This is a genomic window from Membranihabitans marinus (assembly GCF_019802045.1).
Taxonomy (GTDB): domain Bacteria; phylum Bacteroidota; class Bacteroidia; order Chitinophagales; family Saprospiraceae; genus Membranihabitans; species Membranihabitans marinus_A.
In genome coordinates this window covers 280381-301543 of the sequence record NZ_JAHVHU010000004.1, presented here as the reverse complement: position 1 = coordinate 301543, position 21163 = coordinate 280381, and the positions used below count along the sequence as shown (strand labels likewise).

General features: G+C 41.9%; 20 protein-coding genes. 11 read left to right on the top strand and 9 right to left on the bottom strand.

All coding sequences use genetic code 11. The features are described from left to right. The first annotated feature begins 444 nt into the window (after nucleotides 1-444). The gene (locus tag KUV50_RS04170; protein WP_222578839.1) at nucleotides 445-1878 is read left to right on the top strand and encodes an OmpA family protein; all 1434 of its coding nucleotides are present in this window, start codon (nucleotides 445-447) and stop codon (nucleotides 1876-1878) included. Beyond that, a complete protein-coding gene (gene prfA, locus KUV50_RS04165; protein WP_222578838.1) occupies nucleotides 1878-2951 on the top strand; it encodes a peptide chain release factor 1 in 1074 nt (357 codons plus the stop codon). The genes KUV50_RS04170 and prfA overlap by 1 nt, the downstream gene beginning before the upstream one ends. A gap of 118 nt (nucleotides 2952-3069) precedes the next feature. Here prfA and KUV50_RS04160 read toward each other — a convergent pair whose 3' ends face one another. The 3 genes from KUV50_RS04160 to ftcD are packed head-to-tail and all read right to left on the bottom strand — an operon-like array spanning nucleotide 3070 to nucleotide 5217. Continuing rightward, nucleotides 3070-3822 (bottom strand): sulfite exporter TauE/SafE family protein, encoded by a 753-nt coding sequence (locus KUV50_RS04160; protein ID WP_222578837.1) that lies wholly within the window; start codon nucleotides 3820-3822, stop codon nucleotides 3070-3072. Continuing rightward, nucleotides 3806-4219, bottom strand: coding sequence for a methylmalonyl-CoA epimerase (gene mce / locus KUV50_RS04155; RefSeq protein ID WP_222578836.1), 414 nt, complete (start codon nucleotides 4217-4219; stop codon nucleotides 3806-3808). The genes KUV50_RS04160 and mce overlap by 17 nt, the downstream gene beginning before the upstream one ends. Next, entirely contained in the window at nucleotides 4216-5217 is a 1002-nt protein-coding gene (gene ftcD / locus KUV50_RS04150) for a glutamate formimidoyltransferase (protein ID WP_222578835.1), read from the bottom strand. Before ftcD ends, mce begins: the two co-directional genes overlap by 4 nt. A 52-nt stretch (nucleotides 5218-5269) precedes the next feature. Here ftcD and KUV50_RS04145 point away from each other — a divergent pair, with 52 nt between their 5' ends. After that, nucleotides 5270-6691: a hypothetical protein gene (locus KUV50_RS04145; protein ID WP_222578834.1), complete on the top strand. Its 1422-nt coding sequence runs from the start codon at nucleotides 5270-5272 to the stop codon at nucleotides 6689-6691. Nucleotides 6692-6725: 34 nt separating this feature from the next. Here the strand turns inward: KUV50_RS04145 and KUV50_RS04140 are convergent, their stop codons facing one another. Continuing rightward, nucleotides 6726-6929 carry a hypothetical protein gene (locus KUV50_RS04140; RefSeq protein WP_222578833.1) on the bottom strand — a complete coding sequence of 68 codons (204 nt, stop codon included), beginning with the start codon at nucleotides 6927-6929 and terminating at the stop codon, nucleotides 6726-6728. 210 nt (nucleotides 6930-7139) lie between these two features. Between KUV50_RS04140 and KUV50_RS04135 the strand changes: the two genes are divergently transcribed. Both KUV50_RS04135 and KUV50_RS04130 read left to right on the top strand, forming a co-directional pair. After that, on the top strand, nucleotides 7140-7994 hold the full coding sequence (locus tag KUV50_RS04135) for a DUF6438 domain-containing protein (protein WP_222578832.1): 855 nt from the start codon (nucleotides 7140-7142) through the stop codon (nucleotides 7992-7994). Nucleotides 7995-8066: 72 nt separating this feature from the next. Then, nucleotides 8067-8894 carry an amidohydrolase family protein gene (locus KUV50_RS04130; RefSeq protein WP_222578831.1) on the top strand — a complete coding sequence of 276 codons (828 nt, stop codon included), beginning with the start codon at nucleotides 8067-8069 and terminating at the stop codon, nucleotides 8892-8894. Here KUV50_RS04130 and KUV50_RS04125 read toward each other — a convergent pair. Further along, nucleotides 8891-10990 (bottom strand): hypothetical protein, encoded by a 2100-nt coding sequence (locus KUV50_RS04125; RefSeq protein WP_222578830.1) that lies wholly within the window; start codon nucleotides 10988-10990, stop codon nucleotides 8891-8893. The genes KUV50_RS04130 and KUV50_RS04125 overlap by 4 nt on opposite strands. A gap of 132 nt (nucleotides 10991-11122) precedes the next feature. Here KUV50_RS04125 and KUV50_RS04120 point away from each other — a divergent pair, with 132 nt between their 5' ends. Both KUV50_RS04120 and KUV50_RS04115 read left to right on the top strand, forming a co-directional pair. After that, a complete protein-coding gene (locus KUV50_RS04120; RefSeq protein WP_222578829.1) occupies nucleotides 11123-11470 on the top strand; it encodes a hypothetical protein in 348 nt (115 codons plus the stop codon). Nucleotides 11471-11472: 2 nt separating this feature from the next. Continuing rightward, entirely contained in the window at nucleotides 11473-12753 is a 1281-nt protein-coding gene (locus KUV50_RS04115; protein WP_222578828.1) for an asparagine synthetase B, read from the top strand. A gap of 421 nt (nucleotides 12754-13174) precedes the next feature. Here KUV50_RS04115 and KUV50_RS04110 read toward each other — a convergent pair whose 3' ends face one another. Next, nucleotides 13175-13468 (bottom strand): type B 50S ribosomal protein L31, encoded by a 294-nt coding sequence (locus KUV50_RS04110; protein ID WP_222578827.1) that lies wholly within the window; start codon nucleotides 13466-13468, stop codon nucleotides 13175-13177. A gap of 215 nt (nucleotides 13469-13683) precedes the next feature. On the opposite strand from KUV50_RS04110, the gene fabG reads away from it, so the two are divergent. Both fabG and KUV50_RS04100 read left to right on the top strand, forming a co-directional pair. Continuing rightward, nucleotides 13684-14424: a 3-oxoacyl-[acyl-carrier-protein] reductase gene (gene fabG / locus KUV50_RS04105; RefSeq protein ID WP_222578826.1), complete on the top strand. Its 741-nt coding sequence runs from the start codon at nucleotides 13684-13686 to the stop codon at nucleotides 14422-14424. Between the two features lie 132 nt (nucleotides 14425-14556). After that, on the top strand, nucleotides 14557-15804 hold the full coding sequence (locus KUV50_RS04100) for a reprolysin-like metallopeptidase (protein ID WP_222578825.1): 1248 nt from the start codon (nucleotides 14557-14559) through the stop codon (nucleotides 15802-15804). A 388-nt stretch (nucleotides 15805-16192) separates the two neighbouring features. Here the strand turns inward: KUV50_RS04100 and KUV50_RS04095 are convergent, their stop codons facing one another. Next, nucleotides 16193-17329: a cysteine desulfurase family protein gene (locus tag KUV50_RS04095; RefSeq protein ID WP_222578824.1), complete on the bottom strand. Its 1137-nt coding sequence runs from the start codon at nucleotides 17327-17329 to the stop codon at nucleotides 16193-16195. Between the two features lie 10 nt (nucleotides 17330-17339). Beyond that, nucleotides 17340-18728, bottom strand: coding sequence for a phosphoglucosamine mutase (glmM, locus tag KUV50_RS04090; RefSeq protein ID WP_222578823.1), 1389 nt, complete (start codon nucleotides 18726-18728; stop codon nucleotides 17340-17342). A gap of 60 nt (nucleotides 18729-18788) precedes the next feature. On the opposite strand from glmM, the gene KUV50_RS04085 reads away from it, so the two are divergent. Further along, the gene (locus KUV50_RS04085; RefSeq protein WP_222578822.1) at nucleotides 18789-19352 is read left to right on the top strand and encodes a phosphatase PAP2 family protein; all 564 of its coding nucleotides are present in this window, start codon (nucleotides 18789-18791) and stop codon (nucleotides 19350-19352) included. Here KUV50_RS04085 and KUV50_RS04080 read toward each other — a convergent pair. Beyond that, the gene (locus tag KUV50_RS04080; protein WP_222578821.1) at nucleotides 19322-19939 is read right to left on the bottom strand and encodes an outer membrane beta-barrel protein; all 618 of its coding nucleotides are present in this window, start codon (nucleotides 19937-19939) and stop codon (nucleotides 19322-19324) included. The genes KUV50_RS04085 and KUV50_RS04080 overlap by 31 nt on opposite strands. A gap of 108 nt (nucleotides 19940-20047) precedes the next feature. On the opposite strand from KUV50_RS04080, the gene mnmA reads away from it, so the two are divergent. Further along, complete coding sequence (gene mnmA, locus KUV50_RS04075; RefSeq protein ID WP_222578820.1) at nucleotides 20048-21139, top strand: tRNA 2-thiouridine(34) synthase MnmA; 1092 nt, start codon at nucleotides 20048-20050, stop codon at nucleotides 21137-21139. Nucleotides 21140-21163: the final 24 nt, after the last annotated feature.

Here is a 21163-nt window from a genome sequence, read left to right as displayed (position 1 = left end):
TAAATTCCATAATTGGGCATATTCCATAGCCCAATTTTGGGTGACGTTTGACTTTTGATTCATACATTATCCTCGGGACAGAGCCCTGTCACAGCGAAGGCGGGGACAGGTCGGTTCCCTCATCCTACCCACCCAAAATGAGGACATTTTGGTTCCTTCACCGAACGTGGATTGACCACATTCGATCTGGCCCTTGGCGAGGTTTTGATCAGTCACACTGATTTTTCTGTACCAGCACGGCTTTACTGAGATGAGACTACATTCGTTCTTGTTACAACTCTTTGAAATAGAATACTATTCCTGCGGAGTTAGATGCTTTGAATCTGCATTAATCAAAGCCATGAATTTTGCGTGTTATGTTAATTGTCGACACATAAGTAATTATCATAATATGATTTATTAAATTTGTTTGTACATTTGAGCCAACATTATAAAAATAATTTAATGAGACGATTAATCCCGGTACTTTTCATCATGATTGGGTTGATGATCAGTCCATCAGCTGACGGTCAGAATCCCCTGCAAAAAGATGCCATCAACTTCAAAGTTTTGTTTTTGGACTACACCGGACCAGTGACTGGTGATTATGGCAATTTCACAAGGTATACCAGTGGGGTAGAGGTAGGTTATTCCAGAAACATCTATGATTTTCTCAATCTCAACGTTCCAGTCCGATTTGCCATTGCCAATTTTAATGAACCGGCTAAGAACAATGTAACCGGAGATGTGGGAGCATTGCTGCAAGCACAACTATGGAACAGAGGCAGTCAGTTTGTTCCTTATGCCACCACAGGAATTAATGGCGTGTACGAGTTCAAAGACGATATGCAGTTTGGTCTGCAGGTTCCGATAGGTATAGGAATCGATGTAAAAATTGGAACGAGTGCTTACTTAAATGCACAAGTGGAATACCGGGTGGGTTTACAAGAAAACAGAAACAACATTCATGCTGGATTGGGTTTAAAATATTTGATCGGTGAATCTAAGCAAGAACGAAAAATTTTACTCAAACCCATCGACACAGATAAAGACGGGATTCCTGACGAAGAAGATGACTGTCCGAATGTTCCAGGTTTAGCCGAATTTAATGGTTGTCCGGATACGGATGGTGATGGTATTCCAGATCATCTGGACTTGTGCCCCGACATTGCGGGTCCTGCCTCCGGTCAGGGTTGTCCGGACAGCGACGGAGATGGCGTCATAGATCCCGAGGACGAATGCCCCAATTTACCCGGACCACCGGAAAACAATGGGTGCCCCGAATTTGATAAGGATGGTGATGGTATTCCTGATCATCAGGATGATTGTCCGGATGAGCCCGGTCCGGCTGCCACGAGCGGATGTTCCGATCGAGATGGCGATGGTATACCCGATCGGGAAGACCGGTGTCCGGACCAGCCCGGGGAGGCCCGTTATGACGGCTGTCCGGATACGGATGGAGACGGAGTCCACGATGGCATTGATAAATGTCCCAATACTCCGGGTGATCCCGAGAATGATGGCTGTCCGGTGGTAAAAGAAGAAGTGAAAGAAATTCTTGATTTTGCTCGACGGGCGGTACAATTTGAAGTGGGCAGAGCAACACTGCAAACCCCTTCTTATGTCGTCTTGGACCAGATCGTTGATATTATGAAGGAGAATCCGAGTTACGGTTTGCAAATATCTGGTCATACGGACAATACCGGGAATGCCACCTCAAACCTGGATCTTTCTGCACGTCGTGCCAAAGCATGCTACGACTATTTAATCAAAAATGGAATTTCATCTGATCGGCTTGATTTTGTAGGATATGGTGAGGATCGGCCGATAGCCACCAATAGTACTGCAGAAGGTCGAAAGCTAAACAGAAGGGTGGAATTTGTAGTCAAATTCAAGTAATGATTGATAAGCTCAAACAGATTGAAATAAAGTTTCATCAAATCGAAGAACAGCTCACTGATCCTCAAGTGCTAGCTGACATGGATCGGTATGCTGATCTTAGCAAGGAATACAAGGATCTAAAGGAACTAATGGATATTTATGAAGAGTACTCCAATGTTCTGGACTCAAAATCAGTCGCGGAAGAAATGATCAATGATTCCGATATAGAGTTGAGAGAAATGGGACAGGAGGAACTTGAATCAATCACGGAAAAAATTGAATCCATGGAAGAAAAAATCAAAATGATGCTTCTTCCAAAGGATCCCGAAGATACCAAAGATGTCATTATAGAAATCCGGTCTGGTGCGGGTGGCGATGAAGCCAGTATATTCGCCGGGGATTTATACCGGATGTATAGTAAGTATTTCGAAAATAGAGGTTGGAAACAAAACATCTTATTTATTAATGAAGGCAGTGCTGGAGGGTATAATAAGATTGAATTCGAAGTCAAAGGAGACGCTGTTTATAGTTACCTGAAGTATGAATCTGGTGCACACCGGGTACAGCGGGTACCTCAAACGGAATCTCAGGGCAGAGTTCATACTTCTGCAGCCACCGTCGTTGTCATGCCCAAGCTGGAAATGAAGGACGTGGATATTAAAAAACCAGATCTAAAAGTGGATACTTTCCGATCTGGTGGAGCAGGAGGACAGCATGTAAATAAAACAGAATCCGGTGTTCGGTTTACACACTTACCGACGGGAATAGTCGCTGAGAGTACCGATGGCAGGTCTCAGATCAAGAATCGAGAAATCGCCATCCAACGACTGTATCAAAAAATTTATGATGCCCGGAAAAAAGCTCACGAATCAAGTCAGGCTGCGAAACGTAAAAGCCTGGTAGGAAGTGGAGACCGGTCCGATAAAATCCGTACCTACAACTACCCGCAAAATCGGGTGACCGATCATCGAATTAATCTGACGCTGTATTCCTTGGATAAGATCATCGAAGGTGATCTCGATGAAATCATTGAAAGTCTTCGTTTGTATGAGAACACAGAAAAGATGAAAGAACTGGATGACAACTGGTAAGTAGTTTATAGGTTTTAGGCGTTGCTCTATGTGGGGTGGTTTACCGTAAAATATAGATTGGTTGGTTCCAATGAAATGGTAAAACAACTCAACTCCTAAACCCATACCGACAATACAACTATCTAAAAAACACACTGTATATAGCGCCAAGTATGCATACAATCAAGAGGTAGTAAGCTACCGTGCCGGCCTTGGAGTTTCTACTTGCAAACTGTGCAGTAAACCAACCCCCAGTCATCTGTCCGATTGCAAGTGTTAATCCATACCCCCAATGCACCATTCCTTTCCACGCAAAGATAAGTACTGCTGCGATGGTAAATATTGCAATAATTAATGATTTGAGCACATTCGCACTGATCAAATCCTTGTTGCCCAGAAGCACGAACACAGCCAGAGAAAAAATTCCCATGCCCATTTGGATAAAGCCACCATAGACTCCCAAAATAAAATACATCGGCCAAAACCATTTGGAACTATTTGTACCCTCATTTTTTTTCATCCATCTCCGGGGATTGACGAGTATTACCAGTAACATGACCACAAGCAGATATTTATATATGGTGACGAATCCATCCGCACTGATGATAACAGCTAGATATATTCCGAGGAATGCACCCAATACCGGTAGTAGGATCAGGGGGACATTGTTTTGAACATCAAGACGTCCTTCTCTCTTAAAACTCATCACCGATGCACTTGTCTGAGCAAGAACTCCGATGCGGTTCGTTCCATTGGCCATGTGGGCTGGTAGTCCAAAAAATTCCAATAGTACGGCCAAAGTTAAAGCGCTTCCATTCCCCGCCATCGTATTAATCATCCCTGCCAGAAGTCCGGCACCGATACCAATACTGATTTCAAATATCGTCATCATCCTGGATGTCCTGACACAATTCTATTAGTACACGATTTGTAGACCTGGGGTGAAGGAAGGCCACCTTTTTGTGATCAGCCCCTATAGCGGGTGTTTCATTGATTAGTTTAAAGCCGGCTGCTTTAAGACGTTGTAATTCATCGACTATGTTATCCACTTCAAATGCAATATGATGCATCCCTTCTCCGCGCTTGTCAATAAATCGGGCGATCGGACTATTTGGATCTGTGGCGTTCAATAGTTCTACTTTTGTATTTTTCACCTGCAAAAATGAAGTGGTTACACCTTGCGATGGAACTTCTTCCCGTTTATAAACTTTCGTCTGAAGCAATTCTTCAAAAATTGTTTCACTTTCCTGCAGGTTTTCTACGGCGATCCCAATGTGCTCAAGTTTCATTTAGTATCAAATATTTCATTAAACAATGATCTTCCGGAAGCAATATACACTTTATGTTCGATGATTCGGTCCTTCAAGTCCTCCACTTTGCAGTAGTCAAGGCCCAGCCTCTTGCTGAGTTCCTTGGTGGATAAAGGTTCACTGGATTGCATTTTTTCAATGGAATGGAGGGGGATCAGACCGATGAGTTCGGATCCGGTGACCTGACATCCAAAGTGCTTCGCCAGATTTTCGCAGTGCTTGTATACATCCAAGGGGGTGGTTAATGTAGTTCTGGTAATATTCGTGCTGACTTGGCAAAATCCGGATTTCTCCAACCGCCAGCCAATGGCTTTTAGTCCGGGGAGGGCATGGATTCGATGGGGCCCGCCTACTGTTCTGATTTCACGGGCAATGGCTTTGGCGATACGTAGATCAGGCGTATTTAAATTCACATTGTAGGCAATAAGAAAATCCCGAACTCCCAAAACCGAAGCACCCAGCCTGCGATGCATATGCCCACCAAAGTCGGGTTTCCATTCAGGGGCTTTTAGTTTCTGATCAAGTCCCTCATATTCTCCTTTCCGGATAGCTGATAGGCTTATACGAAGGGGGTGGGTTGCCGATCTTTCGTAAAGATATACCGGCAAGGCAAAGTAATTGGATATTTCCTGTGCCATGATACTGACCCAATTTTTAAGTTCATCTACTGTTCCGTTCTTCAATAACACATACGGAGATACATCAAGAGCGCCTAATCGGGGATGGGTCCCCCGATGAATGGACATATCAATAGTATTATCTAGAATATCCACTAAAGACTTCAACCCCTTTTTGAGACTATCTTTAGTTCCGGCAGCGGTAACAACTGTCCTGTTTACCTCTTCACTGCGGTCGATGTGTAGTATATATAGTTGTGGGATTTGGGATAGGGTGGTGGCAATGAGATCTACTATACGGGCCTCCCCAGTTGATATATTGGGTATCCATTCAATCCACGTGGCATCATTAAAACGCATAATCTTAGAAATAAGTCGTCAAATTTGAAAAATAGTTATTATTTTACTCCATATGAAATTTACTATTTTTTCTTTCTTCTTATTTTTGACGACCACCGTATTCAGTCAGAACATCGTCGTGTCCGAAGGACTGGATGTGCGTACTGATCGCACGTACGAACTATTGGGGGATTTCGAGGACAAATATATGATTGCCAGCTACTCGGAGGATGCTTTTACGCTTCATAATTTTAATCAGGATCTTTTTTTGACATCGGCGCAAGAATTTAACCTGCCCCACAAAAAATGTCGGATCATTCACATGTATTCGTATGAAGACCGATACTTTGTCCTGTATTCTGCAGAAGAGAAAGATACGCTTTATATCGTGAATCAATCGTATCAACCAAATTTTGAAAAAATCAAAACTGATACCATCCTCAAGTTAGAGCGGAATTTTCAAAATTATAGTTTCCGATATACCTTTTCGGAAGATCGATCCAAGTTTGGCCTGACAGTGATCCGGAGTAATGAAATCATCGGTTATGCGGTTTATGATATCAAGTATGAAGAAATTGTTCAAACCAGTGCAATTCAACTTGCAGATTTTGATTTTTACGATGATTACCGAAAATCCCTGGTCACCAATTCAGGGATATTTTATCTTATTTTTGAACAAAATAATTTCTTGTATAAAAAAGAAGACCACGCTTTCTTTATCTATAAGCTGCGGGAAGCCGGAGAAATGGAAGAATCCATTTTACCCATGAAATCACTACTGGTCTATGATGCTAATTTTTTATACGATAACCAAAATCATAAGCTGATCATTTGTGGATTGGGAAGTGAGAAGGACTTGAATCGCGCGGAGCTGATATTCCGGGTTAAGCAAGATCCCAAAGATCAGGATGTCTTTGAATACGCGACCTTCGTCTTTCACAATAATCTATTGAATGATTTTTACGGAAATGACCGACGTGCAAAATTCGATTACCTGGAAGACATCCAAATACAAGATGTAATATTGATGGATAACGGATCAACCATTATGGTTTTAGAAGAAGTTCAAAAAATGGAACGTATGACATCCAGTGGACGAATTGATTATTATGGAAGCAGGTATACTGTGGACTATCATTATGAGAATCTGTTATTGTTTCACCTTTCATCAAACGAAAATGATTCCTGGCAAAAATTGCTTCCAAAAAGGCAGTTCTCAAACGATGATGAAGGCGCCTATTCATCTTACTTTTTGTTTAAGAACCCCAATCACCTCAGGTTGATATACAACGATGAAATACGCAACGAAAATACGGTGAGCGAGTATATCATCAGACCAAACGGCGCTTCACTCCGAACCAATTTATTGTCTACTGATTTTCAAAAGTTACGTCTGCAAGTTCGAAATGGTATGCAGCTTTCAGGTCATCGGGTGTTGATCCCGAGTATGCGGGGTAAAGTATTGAAACTATTGATGATTGATTATTTGAATTAATCGAACTGCCGATTGACCGACGAGGTCAGGAAAATCAAAGAACCATGACCGGGATACGATTTTGTTCTTTTTTCTCTTGGGTACACAGTGTGTATTGACCTTTGTGTAGCGCTTCACTATTGAGTTTGGCAGATTTTCCAGTGAATGTCAACGGAATTTTGACAGCTTGGTCATCGGCATGCAAAACATATTGTTTTTTATTCCGCTTTCTTTGGTGCTTTCGCTTTGATCTGAACATTTTGATTGCGTTTAAATTTATTCTATTGAATTTGGGTCAATGCGCACGTTTAAAACGCAGATGATTCCCGCGGGTTATTAGTCTTAACATATTTAAATAAATATTAATATATGAGAACTTTTGTTATATGACGCTAAACTTTGGAGGATACCACGAATCTCTTGGCTGATAAAAATGCTTATATAAATATGCTTGTATTATCTTTGTGCCATGATAATATTACGGATTGAATCTGTTGCCGGCTATAGGCCACGACCAGATTTTCAGTTTAGCATCGATGAGGATGGTATGGTTCGGTACACTGGTCGATATTACGTCGCGGTTATTGGAAATCGTACCATTAAGACAACGCGAACTTCACTGAATAAGATTTTAAATCTAGCTAAAGAACTGGCCGGCAGGAACTATAAAAATTATCTTAAAAAGAATCTTCACCCCATCTATACGGTCCGGGTAGGAACATCGCATTCCAACGCTGAATTTGAAGTGGATGAGAATGATGTGATCTCAGAGGATCTGATTAGCCAGATTATAGACCTTTGTGGAATCAGCGAATGGATCTCGTCAGACTTGGATCTTTTTATGGTCATGAGTCAGCCTGCCATTCGATCCCGGGAACTGGGTATTGTTCGGGCCAGCAATGCAGAAGAAGCAGGCAACATGTATCTCAAAGAAAGACCTGGGCAAAATTATCGTTCCTTGCAGGACTTTATTGTACTGTGCATCGGTCATCAAACGCCTGGAGCCATAGAGAGTCCTCTAATATACTGTAGTTATACAGAATATCGAATTGATAATAATGCGCCAAAACTGTATCTAAATCGGGGGACACCGCTTCATAGCAAATTGCAACACGTATTCTTCTTTGTATCATTTGGGAAAAGGTACAATGATCCAACTGCTTCCTACTTTATGGTTTTAGCACAGGATCTGACACAGGCAAACAACGAATTTTACCGCGCATATCCACATTTTATGGAGAATGACTTTCAGGTTGTGGAGCCCGGAATTATTTATAACCCGATTCCTTTATTCACTGCCCATATTCCTATAGCTATCCGATAGAAGTTTTAGATTTGCACTACGGAAATAATTTTAAATACCATATTTACGACGGAGAACAAAAAGGAAAGACCTATGAGAATTGATGCTCATCATTTTTTTTGGAAATACAAATCAGGACAATTTACTGATAAACCTCAGGGACAATTTGATGTTCTTAAGAATGATCACTTACCACATGATCTATTGGTTTCTTTGGTTAACAATGATATTGAAGGTTCCATTGCGGTACAAAATAGTCGCAGCGATAAAGAAACAAATTTTTTACTCCGCTTATCTGAAGAAAATGATTTTGTGCGGGGCGTTATTGGTTGGATTGATCTTGAAAATCCGAATATTGGACAAAAGATTAATTACTACAACAAAAGTCGGGTGGTTTCTTTTCGAGAATCATTCGCACTTTACGACGATCCATACTTTGCAGTCCGACCGGAGGTAATACGAGGTATAGAACTTATTCAGGAGTATAAATATCCACTGGACATTCAATGTCGTGCGGACCAGTTTCCTGCTGTCATCGATCTAATCCACACAATGCCTGACCAAAAATTTGTTTTGAATGATATGGGGTTCTTGCCCCATTCACCAAATTCTTTGGAGTCCTGGAAACGGTTGATGCCTGCTATAGCCTCATTTCCCAATGTTTTTTGTAAAATAAATGGTTTATTTATGATGCAAAAGATAATTGGAATGAATGATGAGAAAATAGCGTTTTGTTTGCATCATATTGAAAATTTATTTGGTGCCCAACGGATGATATATGGATCAGATTGGCCATACTGTAAAGTGGCATTTAATTACAAGGAGCAGATAAAATGGGTGGAAGAGGTTTTTGAATCTCTTTCTCAGGATGAAATGGACCATATTTTTGGTGGAACCGCCCGCAAAGTATATTTTGATTAGTAGCTTCCAAAATATCTTCTCAGCACCCATTCCAATGTGAAAATACATAATATGACACCAAAAATCCATTTCCAGTCGATCATGGCAGATTTGACATGAGATTGGATAAGAATTGGTTTCATCGTTGGCAAGCTTTTCAGATGGGTCTGGAGTGCATCAAAATCATAAAACAGTTTTCCTTTGTTCTGAATTGCCATGGTGTTCATATCACGATGATTGGCCTCCAGGTTATAGGCTTCCATGTTTATTCTCCGCACAGAAAACTGACCGTTTTCCTCATAATTTTCCCCACCAGTAGCGGTGTGAGCCCGGTACGTATAATTCCCTGGAGTCATTCGTCCAAGATTGAGCTTGTATCCCGAATTCGTTTTGTCGAAGGTGAATTCAGAACGGTTACCCAGAGAGTCCTGCAATTCAAAAAATACATCGGGATCTGTTATTCGTTCCAGCGTCTCGTTATATAATTCAGCCTGAAATGTTATTTCTTCGGTTTCATCAAACAAAAGTTTATTCTTTTGAAGACGAAACAGCCGATCATCTTTTTTCTGACTGACATATTCCACGATATTATCAAATAATTTATTCAGAACTGGGGTCTCTTGTTTTTCCAGAAACTCAAAGAGCTTCCATTTCCAGAACCCTTCCACCGTAAGAATACTCATCCGGCTACCATCCTCGATACCCGTATAAACTATGGGAGACTCTGTTTCCACATCGCCAATTTTTTGGAGTAACAGTGCCTGTCCCTGTCCTTTACTGACATATTCTCCGAACACACCAGCCAGAGGAGGGTATTTGGAAATATATTGTTTAAATTCCTGATCTACCTCAAAAAGGTCAAATTGGGGGTTGACCCAGGTGTTGAATAAATTACCAGTAATTGTTTTTGGAGAAATGGATACCAAGTTTTGGATTTGGTTAAATGCCTGGAAATTCGTCTGAAGTCCCGCCGTAAGTATAATCCCCTTATTAGCTGCCTTAGCTTCCTTAATGTAATCTAGTAGAAATGAAACATTCGGTAACTGATAAAAAATCAGGATGTTAAAAGAGGAAGGATCAGGGAGATCTGCTGGCCGTTCTACCAGAGTCACTCCAACCTCATTGTTCTCATTTTCTGCCAGTATTTCCCGAATGGCACCCAAATCTGGGTGGGGAAAAGTTGACACGATCTGAATCTGACGTGCTGTTTCAAGCACCTCCACAAAAAATTCCCGGACATTATTTTGTGGGTGGAGATCATTTGTGATTCCGCTTACCAGGACCCGAAGCCGTTCAACTCCAGGGTTCTCATATTTTTTGTGAAATGTGACGGTTTCAAAAAAGTCACTCCGGTTTTCGGGGTGTATTGTTTTTCGATCTATCGTACGCCACGAATTATTTGTCATCAACTGAAGCGATAATTCAGCAGGCGTTTCTTGGTTGAAGTTGCCAGTCACATCTACCTGGATTTCACTGGTTTCATTTTTTCGTACGATTTCGTTGTAAAGAACTTGCTGGATCCGAACATCTTGAGCAGGGGTGGTATCACCCAGTGCCAATACGAACACCGGATAATCTCCACGTGCGCGAAAATAAGCCGGATTGGCACCCCGGTTGTAAATGCCATCCGTGGCAATAATCAATGCACCTATATGATCAGCCTGATGCATTTCATCGGTATACTTCAGGGCATCATTGATATTAGTAATTTGTCCATCAAATGTCGAGTTAACCGGATCGTAGGGTTGGACTGACTGGTCAAATTGATAGGTTTCAACGGGAAAATGCGAGGCTGTTTCATTTAAAAAATTAGTAAGCCGATCGTGATAAGTGAAAAGTTCTTGACTGTCTTGATCAAAAAATAAAGATTGCGTATTGTCCTGAAGAAATAAAAGACGTGCGGGTTGTTCTTCGTTTTGGGATCGCGACAAAAATGGATTTAATAGTAGTAGCAAAATAAGTAAAATCCCCAGACTACGTAATACATATAAAAGTATGGTGAGTGGTTTACGGTCTTCGAATGTCGTACGGAAATAAAGTACGCCCGCCAGGATTATGGCGACGAGAACAGCCAGTAAAACACTCCAGGTAGGGTAGGATATATCTATAAAATTCAATTGCTTCCAGTGTTTTGTAACATAATATGTAATGTAGTGCTTTCACACTTATCTCCAAACGCAGATCAAAAGTAATAATTACAACAAATCAAGTATAACCATTGTTTGGATAATAAAAAATTATTACCCACATTGAATAACAATATTAGATCTGTGGTCATCAAGAGTAATTCATGGCTGGCACGATTGGCATGTCGTTGGATGAAATCCCGGCGGGTTGCTATTGTAGTAGGTAGTACCATCCATATGTATGGAGCTGAACCACAGAACTTGTTTGATGACCAAAATTGGCTGGCTCATGAATTGGTTCATATTGACCAATTTGAAAAATATGGCTTCTTCCGTTTTATAATCCTGTATCTTTGGGAAACTGTAAAACATGGGTATTACAACAACCGTTATGAAGTGGAAGCCAGAAACAAAGTCAATCAAATGGCTTCGATGCAAAGGATGGAACGGTTCAATTTTAAAATCAGATAATTATGAAATCTTTTAAAAAATGCTTGTTTGCGCTGATCTTGACTTTGATAGGTAGTCTGTCTCACGCTGCTTATATTTTGGTTCCTATGGATGAATCTCAGACGGACCATCTGAAATCCTATGGTATTACGTACTGGGTACTGGACCATGATATCGAAGCATGGTGGTTACTTAATTATCGCGGAGGCAGTTTTGCTTTTCCCTACAATGAGCTCATCGAAAAAGAGTGCAAAACCAGAGGAATAAAGTATGAAATTACCACCGATGTTCAATTCAATGGAATTCTTACAGAGATAGCACAGCCTGAAATTAATATGGATGCACTCAAACTGGATAAAGCTCCGAAAATAGCAGTCTATACCCCAGATTTTAATCAACGGGGAGAACGAATCCAGCCGTGGGATGATGCAGTGACTTTGGTGCTGACTTATGCAGAAATCCCTTACGAGACTTTGTATGATCGCGAAGTAATGAGCGATGAACTGGCACAGTATGACTGGCTGCATTTGCATCATGAGGATTTTACGGGCCAATACGGGAAGTTTTATGCCCGCTATAAAAACCAAAAGTGGTACATGGAAAGTAAACGCAAAATGGAAAACATGGCCGATGAACTTGGTTTTGAGAAAGTGTCTGATTTGAAATTGGCTGTTGTGGAGAAAATACGCGATTACGTCATCGGAGGTGGATTCATGTTTGGGATGTGTTCAGCGACAGACACCTATGATATTGCGCTCGCGGCTGCTGAAACTGATATATGCGACTGGATGTTCGATGGAGATCCTCAGGATCCGGATGCACAGGAAAAACTGGATTTCAGCCGAACCTTTGCTTTTGAGAACTTCAAACTCGAAACCAATCCGATGATCTATGAATACAGTAACATCGATAATATTACCAGACGCGTTAATCCGGAAAATGATTACTTTACACTCTTTGATTTCTCAGCAAAATGGGATCCTATCCCCACGATGTTAACGCAAAACCACACGCGAACAGTAAAAGGATTTATGGGACAAACTACCTCCTTTGCTAATTCTACAGTAAAATCCTCTGTTCTTGTGTTGGGTGAAAACAAAGCCGCTCATGAGGTACGTTATTTGCACGGTGAAGTAGGGAAGGGACAATTTTCTTTTTATGCAGGACACGACCCGGAGGATTATGCACATTACGTGAATGATCCGGAGACAGACCTGTCACTGCACCCCAATTCTCCCGGGTACCGAATAATATTAAACAACATCTTGTTTCCTGCGGCCCGGAAAAAGAAGCGAAAAACGTAGTTTGGTTGATGGTTGATTGTTAATGGTTGATTGTTAATGGTTGATGGATGATTGTTGATGGATGATGTTGATGGTTGAGGATTCAATTTACCATACACTATACATAGTTCCTCATTTATATGAATTTCATATTTCATAAATTATCATAATTCATCCAGGCGCTTCCAGAATGTTTCATGCCTGTCTGCCGGCAATTTTTATAAATTACAGTAGCCAGCCAGACGCAGGAATCGTTTGGCTCAATTTGCGAGCCCGTAGGATTTTGGAAATACAAATATGTAACAAATAGAAATTATGAAACCCAGTACGAAGGGCAAAAGCATGCATGATTAGAAAGCGGACCAACTGAATCCAAATAAAAAAGCCTTGTTAATCATTCAGATCACAAGGCTTTCTATAGCTTTTAGTGAAAGTATTCAGCTTATTCTGCTGTTTCTTCCTCTGTGGCTTCTTCTTTTTTCTTCCCGCCAAACTTGGCAAACTTCTTATTGAACTTATCAATTCGTCCAGCAGAATCCACATACTTCATTTTTCCGGTATAAAAAGGATGCGACTTATTGGATATCTCAAGCTTCACAAGTGGATACTCATTGCCATCTTCCCATACAATGGTATCTCTGGAATTCACCGTAGATTTTGTGAGAAATGCTTCATCACATGAGAAGTCTTTAAATACCACGTATCTGTAATTTTCCGGATGCGTATCTTTTTTCATCTTATGTAGTTTTTAGTCTTTTCAGAGCTTAAGATCGATCAATTACCTGAATTTGATAATAATTTACCATCTTTAGCCTGTTCAATAAATAAAGCCTGTGCTTCTGAGGCTATGAATTTTTAAAATCAGAGGGCAAAGATATGGATTTCTTTGATGAATTCAAGAAGTTTGCACATAAATTTATTTCATAACAGACAAAACATATGAACAGGAACATGAATATATTAAAAGATCGGGTCGTGTTAGTTACTGGTGGAAGCAGAGGAATAGGTGCTGGTATTGTTAAGACAATGGCTGATCAGGGTGCCAAAGTCGCCTTTACCTACCGGTCCTCATCTGTCAAAGCTGATGAATTGATAGCATCCTTGGATGTGGAGGAAGGACGAGTAAAGAGCTATCAATCCGATGCCTCTGATGCTGAACAATCTGAAGCATTGGTTAAACAGGTATTGAGCGATTTCGGGACGATTCATGTGCTGGTGAATAATGCTGGAATCACCAGGGATACATTAATGTTGCGAATGAATGAATCCCAGTGGGACGACGTTATCCGGAACAATCTGACCTCTGTGTTTCATATGACCAAACAGGTACTTCGACCGATGATGAAAAACAGACAAGGATCCATCATCAATTTGTCCAGTGTAGTTGGGATGATGGGAAATGCAGGACAGGCAAATTATGCTGCATCCAAAGCTGGTATACTCGGATTTACGAAAAGTATCGCCAAAGAATTGGGTAGTCGAAATGTGCGTTGCAATGCTATCGCGCCAGGATTTATTGAAACAGAAATGACCGATGATTTAAAAAATAAAGAAGATTACTTGCAGAACATTCCTATGAAACGCTTTGGGAGTGTCGAAGAGATTGCAGCCGTCGTTTTATTTCTGGCCTCAGATCTTTCGAGTTATGTTAATGGCCAGGTCATCAGTGTCTGCGGCGGGATGAACACGTGATAATTATTGATCGATTGTGGTGGATGGGTGTGAGTGGTTGAAATGGAAAACAAAATTCCGATTAGTCCATACAGCATCTCAGGCAAAAATTTGAAAAACGCGGGTTAGCCTTATGCAAAGCACTTATCTGATATGAGACCAATAAGCAGTTGCCGATCAGTTGCAGTGGTAGCTATCTGGATACTTTATATCTTGTGCAATGCATGCAGTTGGAAAACAGTACATAACTTCCATCGGGTAGAAAATGCAAATGAAATAGTGTTGCGTAGTCACGGTGATCGATCATGTGTTGGTAGTGAAAATTACATTCCTTGGGAAAGGCATTCTCCCATCGCACCAAAACGTACCATCCGGGTGATTTTTCATTTTATGAACAGCAAGGACGGTCAAAAGAACCTGCAGGGCGACAAAGCTGTTCAATTTGCCCATGACTTGCTGGCATCAGCTAATCATGATCTGAGGAATAATCAACCTATGCGCCTTCCTTTGCACAATACCACCCCTGTGTTGGATCCGTTGTTCCAATATGAATTGGAGAATAAAGCCGACGGAACTCCGGGGATCTATGAGCACTATGATGATGAATTTTATTATTTGGTAAAGAAAGGTCCCTACAAAAACAACTACGACCGGTCCGTTATCGATCGATTTGGTATCGATCTGGATTCCATTTTAAATATATTTGTTCAGGTCCCGCCGCCAGACACTATGATGGTGGACAACTATGGGGGACTGAAAACAGGAGTGGCTTTGCGAAACGCGATACGGATTTCAGGACCACTGCTGACCGACGCCCGGGTGTGGTCTTATGCCGGTATGTTCAACCATGAAGTAGGACATATTCTTGGATTGGGCCATTCTTGGGTTCGAGATCAATGCGAAGACACCCCCGAACACACCAACTGTTGGAATTTTACCAATGATGGTTCCGCCTGTGACTCATTGGTGTCAAATAACATTATGGACAGCAATGCAGAACAAGATGCCTTCACGCCTTGCCAGATCGGGATTATACAACGAAGCCTGTCGGAGCAAAACAGACCAACGCGGTATATCCAGTCCAAGGATTTTTGCTACCGGCAATTTGCGGAACCTTTGAGGATCATTGATACCGTGGTATGGTGCCGTGAAACCGATGTGGTGTCAGATGTTATTATAGATAAAAATAGTGTATTGGTCATCAGTGACCGGGTGTCTATGCCGGCAGGCAGCGCATTATTTATCAGACTAGGAGGTCAGCTTATCATTAAAAAAGAAGGGAAGTTGGAAAACGCCTGTGGTATGGCCTGGAAAGGCGTTTTTTCCAAAACACCTGGTGCCGGACAGGTTGTCATCGAAGAGGGTGGGGCGCTCATCTATGATACATTTACCCAGCAATAATAAATTTTAGTACAATAAACATCTATGAGCTCATTTTCTTTTACCCACCTTATCTTTTTCAGCATATTATATCAAAAAACGAAGGGTGGTGCGACTGTATGTTGTAATAATTATTTGCTCATTCAAATATGAAAAGTCCACCTGTGGACGAAAGCTCATAGCGCGGGTCGTAAAACCCGTGTAAAGAGTATGGAAAATTTTTCAAATCCGTTTACGGACGACAGATATTTAACCTACTCTAAAACACGTCCTCCAACACCATGAGCATTTCTCTAATAATTGAAAAGCACCGTCCTGACAGGACTCAAATCACGAAATAGTTCGACACCAGGGTTTTTCAACCCTGACTATGACCTGACGTCCGAAAACGCACTATTCATTCTTGGACTTATACATATTTTGTCAACGCGTCCACGACCCGGTCCAATTCCGCCTTGGTGTTCATAAATGACATCGAAAAACGAACACATTTACCATTCTCTGAATAGTTGCCAATGGCTTCGATCACGTGTGATGGCTTCTCAGCACCGGAACTGCACGCACTTCCTCCCGAAGCGGCTATTCCGGCAATGTCCAGATTCATTAACAACAAATCACTTTTAGCACTCGACGGAATATGAAAATTCACAATCGTGAATAAACAATCATCTGAGGAGGCGTAGGAGACGAGTTCAATCTGCGGTAGTTTAACGCGGAGTTGTTCGATGAGGTAACTCCTTAATTCTTTGACATAGTCTGATTTTTCACTCATATGCTCATAGCAATGACTGAGCGCCTTGGCCATTCCGACGATCCCAGCTACATTTTCTGTTCCCGCCCGGACATTGCGTTCCTGACTACCTCCTTGAATATAAGGTTCGATAATATTATCACTGTTCACATACAAAAAACCGATTCCCTTCGGTCCATGAAACTTATGACCGGAAGCACTGAGAAATGAAATAGGACGGGTGCTGACATCGAAAGGTAAATGACCGATCGTCTGGACGGCGTCGGTATGAAACAACGCACCATGCTCCTGACACAAAACTCCGATCTGATCTACCGGCTGTATGGTTCCGATTTCATTGTTCGCATGCATGATGCTCACTAATGTTTTTTGATTACTTCCTTCCAAGAGATTTTTGAGTTCATCAATGTGGATCAAACCATGCTCATTAACAGTCAGCTGAACCACTTCAATTCCTTGATGTGTGGCTATATAATTTGCAGTATTAATAATACTCGGGTGCTCGATGGAAGAAATAATCAGACGAGTGACACCCAGCTGATCAACGGCACAATGCAGCGCAGTGTTATTGGCCTCCGTACCGCCAGAGGTGAAAAATATTTCTCCGATGGAGGCATTCAGACATCCCGCAATGGTTTTACGGGATTGTTCGATGGCTGCTTTCGCCTTCCGTCCAAATTTATGCGTACTGGAAGGGTTCCCGTTAAGCGTTCGCAAGGCATCGGCCATCACTTCCACTACATCATCCAATATAGGGGCGGAGGCTGCATTGTCGAGGTATATTGATTTTTTCATAAATAGTATCTTACTTAGCGTCAAAAAGTTCCTGGATCTCTGTCTTAAAGGACCGGGCTACCTCTTTCGCGCGTTCCAGGGTCGGAGCTTCCGTATATATTCGGATAATTGGCTCGGTGTTCGACTTTCGAATATGAACCCAATAATCCGGAAAATCAATTTTGAGTCCGTCTTGTAAATCAAGATTTTCATCTTTGTATCTATGTTCCAGATCATCTAATATATTATCCGGACTTATAGTTGGTTGGAGAGCCACCTTCATTTTGGACATTTGGTAGATGGGAAGTCGTGCCTTCCATGCAGAAGGTGTGATGTCAAAGTGCGTTAATCCGGAGAGAAATAATGCAGCTCCGATCAGCGCATCCCGTCCATAGTGAAGGTTGCCTACGATCACGCCACCGTTTCCTTCACCCCCATAATCTGCTCCAGATTCCTTCATCTTGGTCACGACGTTTACTTCACCAACAGCACTGGCCTGATAGGTGCCATTGTACCTATGACATACATCACTTAATGCTCTGGTGGAAGAAAGGTTAGATACAGATCTGTCAATCAGCTTGTTGTCGAATAAATAGTCTGCGATGGAAACAATAGTATACTCTTCACCAAACATTTTCCCTTGTTCAGTTATAAAGGCAATTCGATCCACATCCGGGTCAACAGAAATCCCCAGATCTGCTGATTCCTGCTTCACAGTTTCCAACAAGACTTCCAGATTCTTTTCCAAAGGTTCGGGGTCATGTTCAAACTCTCCAGTGATCTCATCAAAGAGAGGTATGACGGTACAGCCTAATTTTTCCAATAACGGGATCATCGAAATACTTCCTGTACTGTTGATGCAATCGACGACCACCCGGTATTCTTTTTTTCGGATATCTTCAACTCTGACCCACGGATGATCGAGCACTTGGGTGATGTGATAATCAATGGCAACATCATCTCTTGTCAGTGCCCCTATGGACGTGTACTTTGAGAAAAAGAAAGCCCTGTCCTGGCTGATTTCGATAATTCTTTCTCCGTCTTCGGCAGAAATAAATTCTCCGACTTCATTGAATAATTTTAAAGCGTTCCAATTCATGGGGTTGTGGCTCGCTGAAAATATAATACCACCGTCTGCTTTTTTAAAGGGGATATACATTTCTATGGTAGGCGTGGTGGTCAACCCAATATCAATGACGTCAATACCTTGTGATAGTAACGTAGAACGAACAAGGTCGGTCAAGATCTTTCCTGTGGAACGTCCATCCCGACCGATGATAACCAATGGTCTTGGGGCAGACTCTTTTAGCCATTCACCATACGCTGCTGCACTTTCCACGATATCGACCGGGGTAAGATTTTCACCTGGTCTACCGCCAATGGTTCCACGAAATCCGGATATTGATTTTATTAAAGTCATTTCTACGATTTTGGTTACTTTTGTGCTCTTCTTAATGAATCATTTCACAGAACAAATATAATGGAATCTTTACTCAATGCCGATTTAGCTGTCTTTAATTTCATTAATAGTCTTGAGCTTGGCTTCCTGGAAAGGGTCTTGATTATCTTCAGAAACAAAATAGCGTGGATACCGCTGTACATGGCTCTGGCAGGATATATGGTCTGGTACTGGCGAAAAAGGTTTTGGTTGCCCCTGGTGTTCACGTTGCTGACAGTAGCGTGTGCTGACTTTCTCAGTTCAGAAGTGATCAAAAAATCAGTACAACGGCCGAGGCCTTGTCAGGCGCTAGAACATATGGAAGCTCGCGTGACGTGCGGTACCGGTTACAGTTTTACTAGTTCGCATGCCACAAGCCATATGGCATTGGCGGTATTCTGGGTTCAATTATTTACCGTGTGGGGCCGGCACCGGTATTGGTTTGTCCTGTGGGCGATTTTAGTGGGGTTTGCACAAATTTATGTGGGGGTTCATTATCCGGGTGATGTATTGGCCGGATTCCTGCTGGGAGCATTGGTGGGGTACCTGGTCTACACGCTCTATGAGGTTGCCCGTCAGAAAATGTATCCGAGGCTCAAAGTGTAAGTTTTGCTTTGAAAGGGATTCAAATGCGTGGGTTGCAAATCAAAGAGATTGCCTTCAAAGCCAAAGTCAATCTGAATTTTTTTGATATTGATATAAAGATGAATTAATCCTGAGAAGTAATCCAGATCAAAGGTGTTGCTGAAATCGGAGTAAACCTTCTCTTGAGAAGTCAGGTCAAAATTATAGAGTGCATCGGCTCCAATTCCGATGGTTAAATAATCAATGTTTATCAAATCATAAAGCGTACCTGCTGCAAGTTTCAATCGATGAAAACTTCGGTCACTTGTCTCTGCATCCGTAATGATACTACTGTTCTCGTTGATTTCAAACACTTCATGATACTGATATTCCAATCCGCCTTTTAGTTTCCAGCCTGGATTCCATATCACGTTTAGACCACCTTGAAAACCGAGTGCACTTTTGGCTTTGACAAAGTTAGAAGAGGAGGATTGATCGAGAGCATTAAGACCTATGCGCACCATCCAATTCAGATTGTCGGCGGCCGGAGAAGTGCTTTTCAATTGCGTCTGAGCGGTCGCTGCAGAAAGCAAAATAAACCATGTGAACATTAGTAAAACTCTTTTCATCCTATCGTGTTTCTTAGGAAACGTTTAAAGATAGAGATATGTGTGGTGGTTACCTCAGATATTTTAAATAATTTTGCAAAACGATATAAAACGAAAGAAGAGGTAATAATGAGTAAACACGGAAAAGTTTTGGTTGCAATGAGTGGAGGAATCGATTCCACAGTCAGTGCGATCATGCTGCAAGAGCAAGGGTACGAGGTCATCGGAATCACGATGAAAACCTGGGACTATGCGAATACGGGCGGCAGTAAAAAAGAAACGGGATGTTGCAGCCTGGATAGCATCAATGATGCCCGACAGGTAGCCGTGGATCGGGATTTTCATCATTTTATCATAGATATCAGGGATGAATTCGGGGACTATGTCATTGATGATTTTGTAGATGAGTACATGTCCGGTCGTACTCCTAATCCATGTATCCTGTGCAACACGCACATCAAGTGGAACGCCTTGTTGCGACGCGCAGACGCAATGGATTGTGAGTTTATCGCAACAGGTCACTATGCTCGGTTGAACAAGGAAAATGATCGGTACTATGTGTCGAGAGCAGCAGACCGCAATAAAGACCAATCGTATGTACTTTGGGGATTGAGTCAGGAATGCATGGCTCGAACAAAATTTCCATTGGCGGAACTGCAAAAACCGGAGGTCCGGCAGATGGCGCATGACTGGGGGTATACAGATTTGGCCAAAAAAGGGGACTCCTACGAGATTTGTTTTGTACCGGATAATAATTATCGAAACTTTCTGAAAAATAGAATCGATGGTCTGGAAGAACAAGTCGCCGGGGGCAAATTTCTGGATGTGCAGGGTAATGTCATTGGTACCCACGACGGGTATCCTTTTTTTACCATTGGTCAGCGGAAAGGACTTGGAACAGCATTTGGTAAACCCATGTATGTGACCGACATCCGTCCGGATGACAACGTGGTAGTTCTCGGTGATCAGGACGACCTTATACGAAATGGGATGCACGTTAGTCGGATAAACCCGATGAAGTATGATTCTTTTCCGGTAGGTGAAGATCTTTATACCATGATTCGTTACAATGACAAGGGGTCATTGGGCGTTATAAACGGAATAAAAAACGACGAACTTGAAGTGGAATTTCGAACCAATGTTCGTGGCGTCGCACCGGGCCAGTCTGCTGTTTTTTATGAGGGGGATGATGTTGTAGGTGGAGGAGTGATTATTAAATAGGGGATTAAGTATTAGGTGATAGGG

What these genes read in the sequence shown, in the direction of transcription:
- KUV50_RS04170 (WP_222578839.1), top strand. Translation starts at nt 445, where the DNA reads ATGAGACGATTAATCCCGGTACTTTTCATCATGATTGGGTTGATGATC.
- prfA (WP_222578838.1), top strand. Translation starts at nt 1,878, where the DNA reads ATGATTGATAAGCTCAAACAGATTGAAATAAAGTTTCATCAAATCGAA.
- KUV50_RS04160 (WP_222578837.1), bottom strand. Translation starts at nt 3,822, where the DNA reads ATGATGACGATATTTGAAATCAGTATTGGTATCGGTGCCGGACTTCTG.
- mce (WP_222578836.1), bottom strand. Translation starts at nt 4,219, where the DNA reads ATGAAACTTGAGCACATTGGGATCGCCGTAGAAAACCTGCAGGAAAGT.
- ftcD (WP_222578835.1), bottom strand. Translation starts at nt 5,217, where the DNA reads ATGCGTTTTAATGATGCCACGTGGATTGAATGGATACCCAATATATCA.
- KUV50_RS04145 (WP_222578834.1), top strand. Translation starts at nt 5,270, where the DNA reads ATGAAATTTACTATTTTTTCTTTCTTCTTATTTTTGACGACCACCGTA.
- KUV50_RS04140 (WP_222578833.1), bottom strand. Translation starts at nt 6,929, where the DNA reads ATGTTCAGATCAAAGCGAAAGCACCAAAGAAAGCGGAATAAAAAACAA.
- KUV50_RS04135 (WP_222578832.1), top strand. Translation starts at nt 7,140, where the DNA reads ATGATAATATTACGGATTGAATCTGTTGCCGGCTATAGGCCACGACCA.
- KUV50_RS04130 (WP_222578831.1), top strand. Translation starts at nt 8,067, where the DNA reads ATGAGAATTGATGCTCATCATTTTTTTTGGAAATACAAATCAGGACAA.
- KUV50_RS04115 (WP_222578828.1), top strand. Translation starts at nt 11,473, where the DNA reads ATGAAATCTTTTAAAAAATGCTTGTTTGCGCTGATCTTGACTTTGATA.
- KUV50_RS04110 (WP_222578827.1), bottom strand. Translation starts at nt 13,468, where the DNA reads ATGAAAAAAGATACGCATCCGGAAAATTACAGATACGTGGTATTTAAA.
- fabG (WP_222578826.1), top strand. Translation starts at nt 13,684, where the DNA reads ATGAATATATTAAAAGATCGGGTCGTGTTAGTTACTGGTGGAAGCAGA.
- KUV50_RS04100 (WP_222578825.1), top strand. Translation starts at nt 14,557, where the DNA reads ATGAGACCAATAAGCAGTTGCCGATCAGTTGCAGTGGTAGCTATCTGG.
- KUV50_RS04095 (WP_222578824.1), bottom strand. Translation starts at nt 17,329, where the DNA reads ATGAAAAAATCAATATACCTCGACAATGCAGCCTCCGCCCCTATATTG.
- glmM (WP_222578823.1), bottom strand. Translation starts at nt 18,728, where the DNA reads ATGACTTTAATAAAATCAATATCCGGATTTCGTGGAACCATTGGCGGT.
- KUV50_RS04085 (WP_222578822.1), top strand. Translation starts at nt 18,789, where the DNA reads ATGGAATCTTTACTCAATGCCGATTTAGCTGTCTTTAATTTCATTAAT.
- KUV50_RS04080 (WP_222578821.1), bottom strand. Translation starts at nt 19,939, where the DNA reads ATGAAAAGAGTTTTACTAATGTTCACATGGTTTATTTTGCTTTCTGCA.
- mnmA (WP_222578820.1), top strand. Translation starts at nt 20,048, where the DNA reads ATGAGTAAACACGGAAAAGTTTTGGTTGCAATGAGTGGAGGAATCGAT.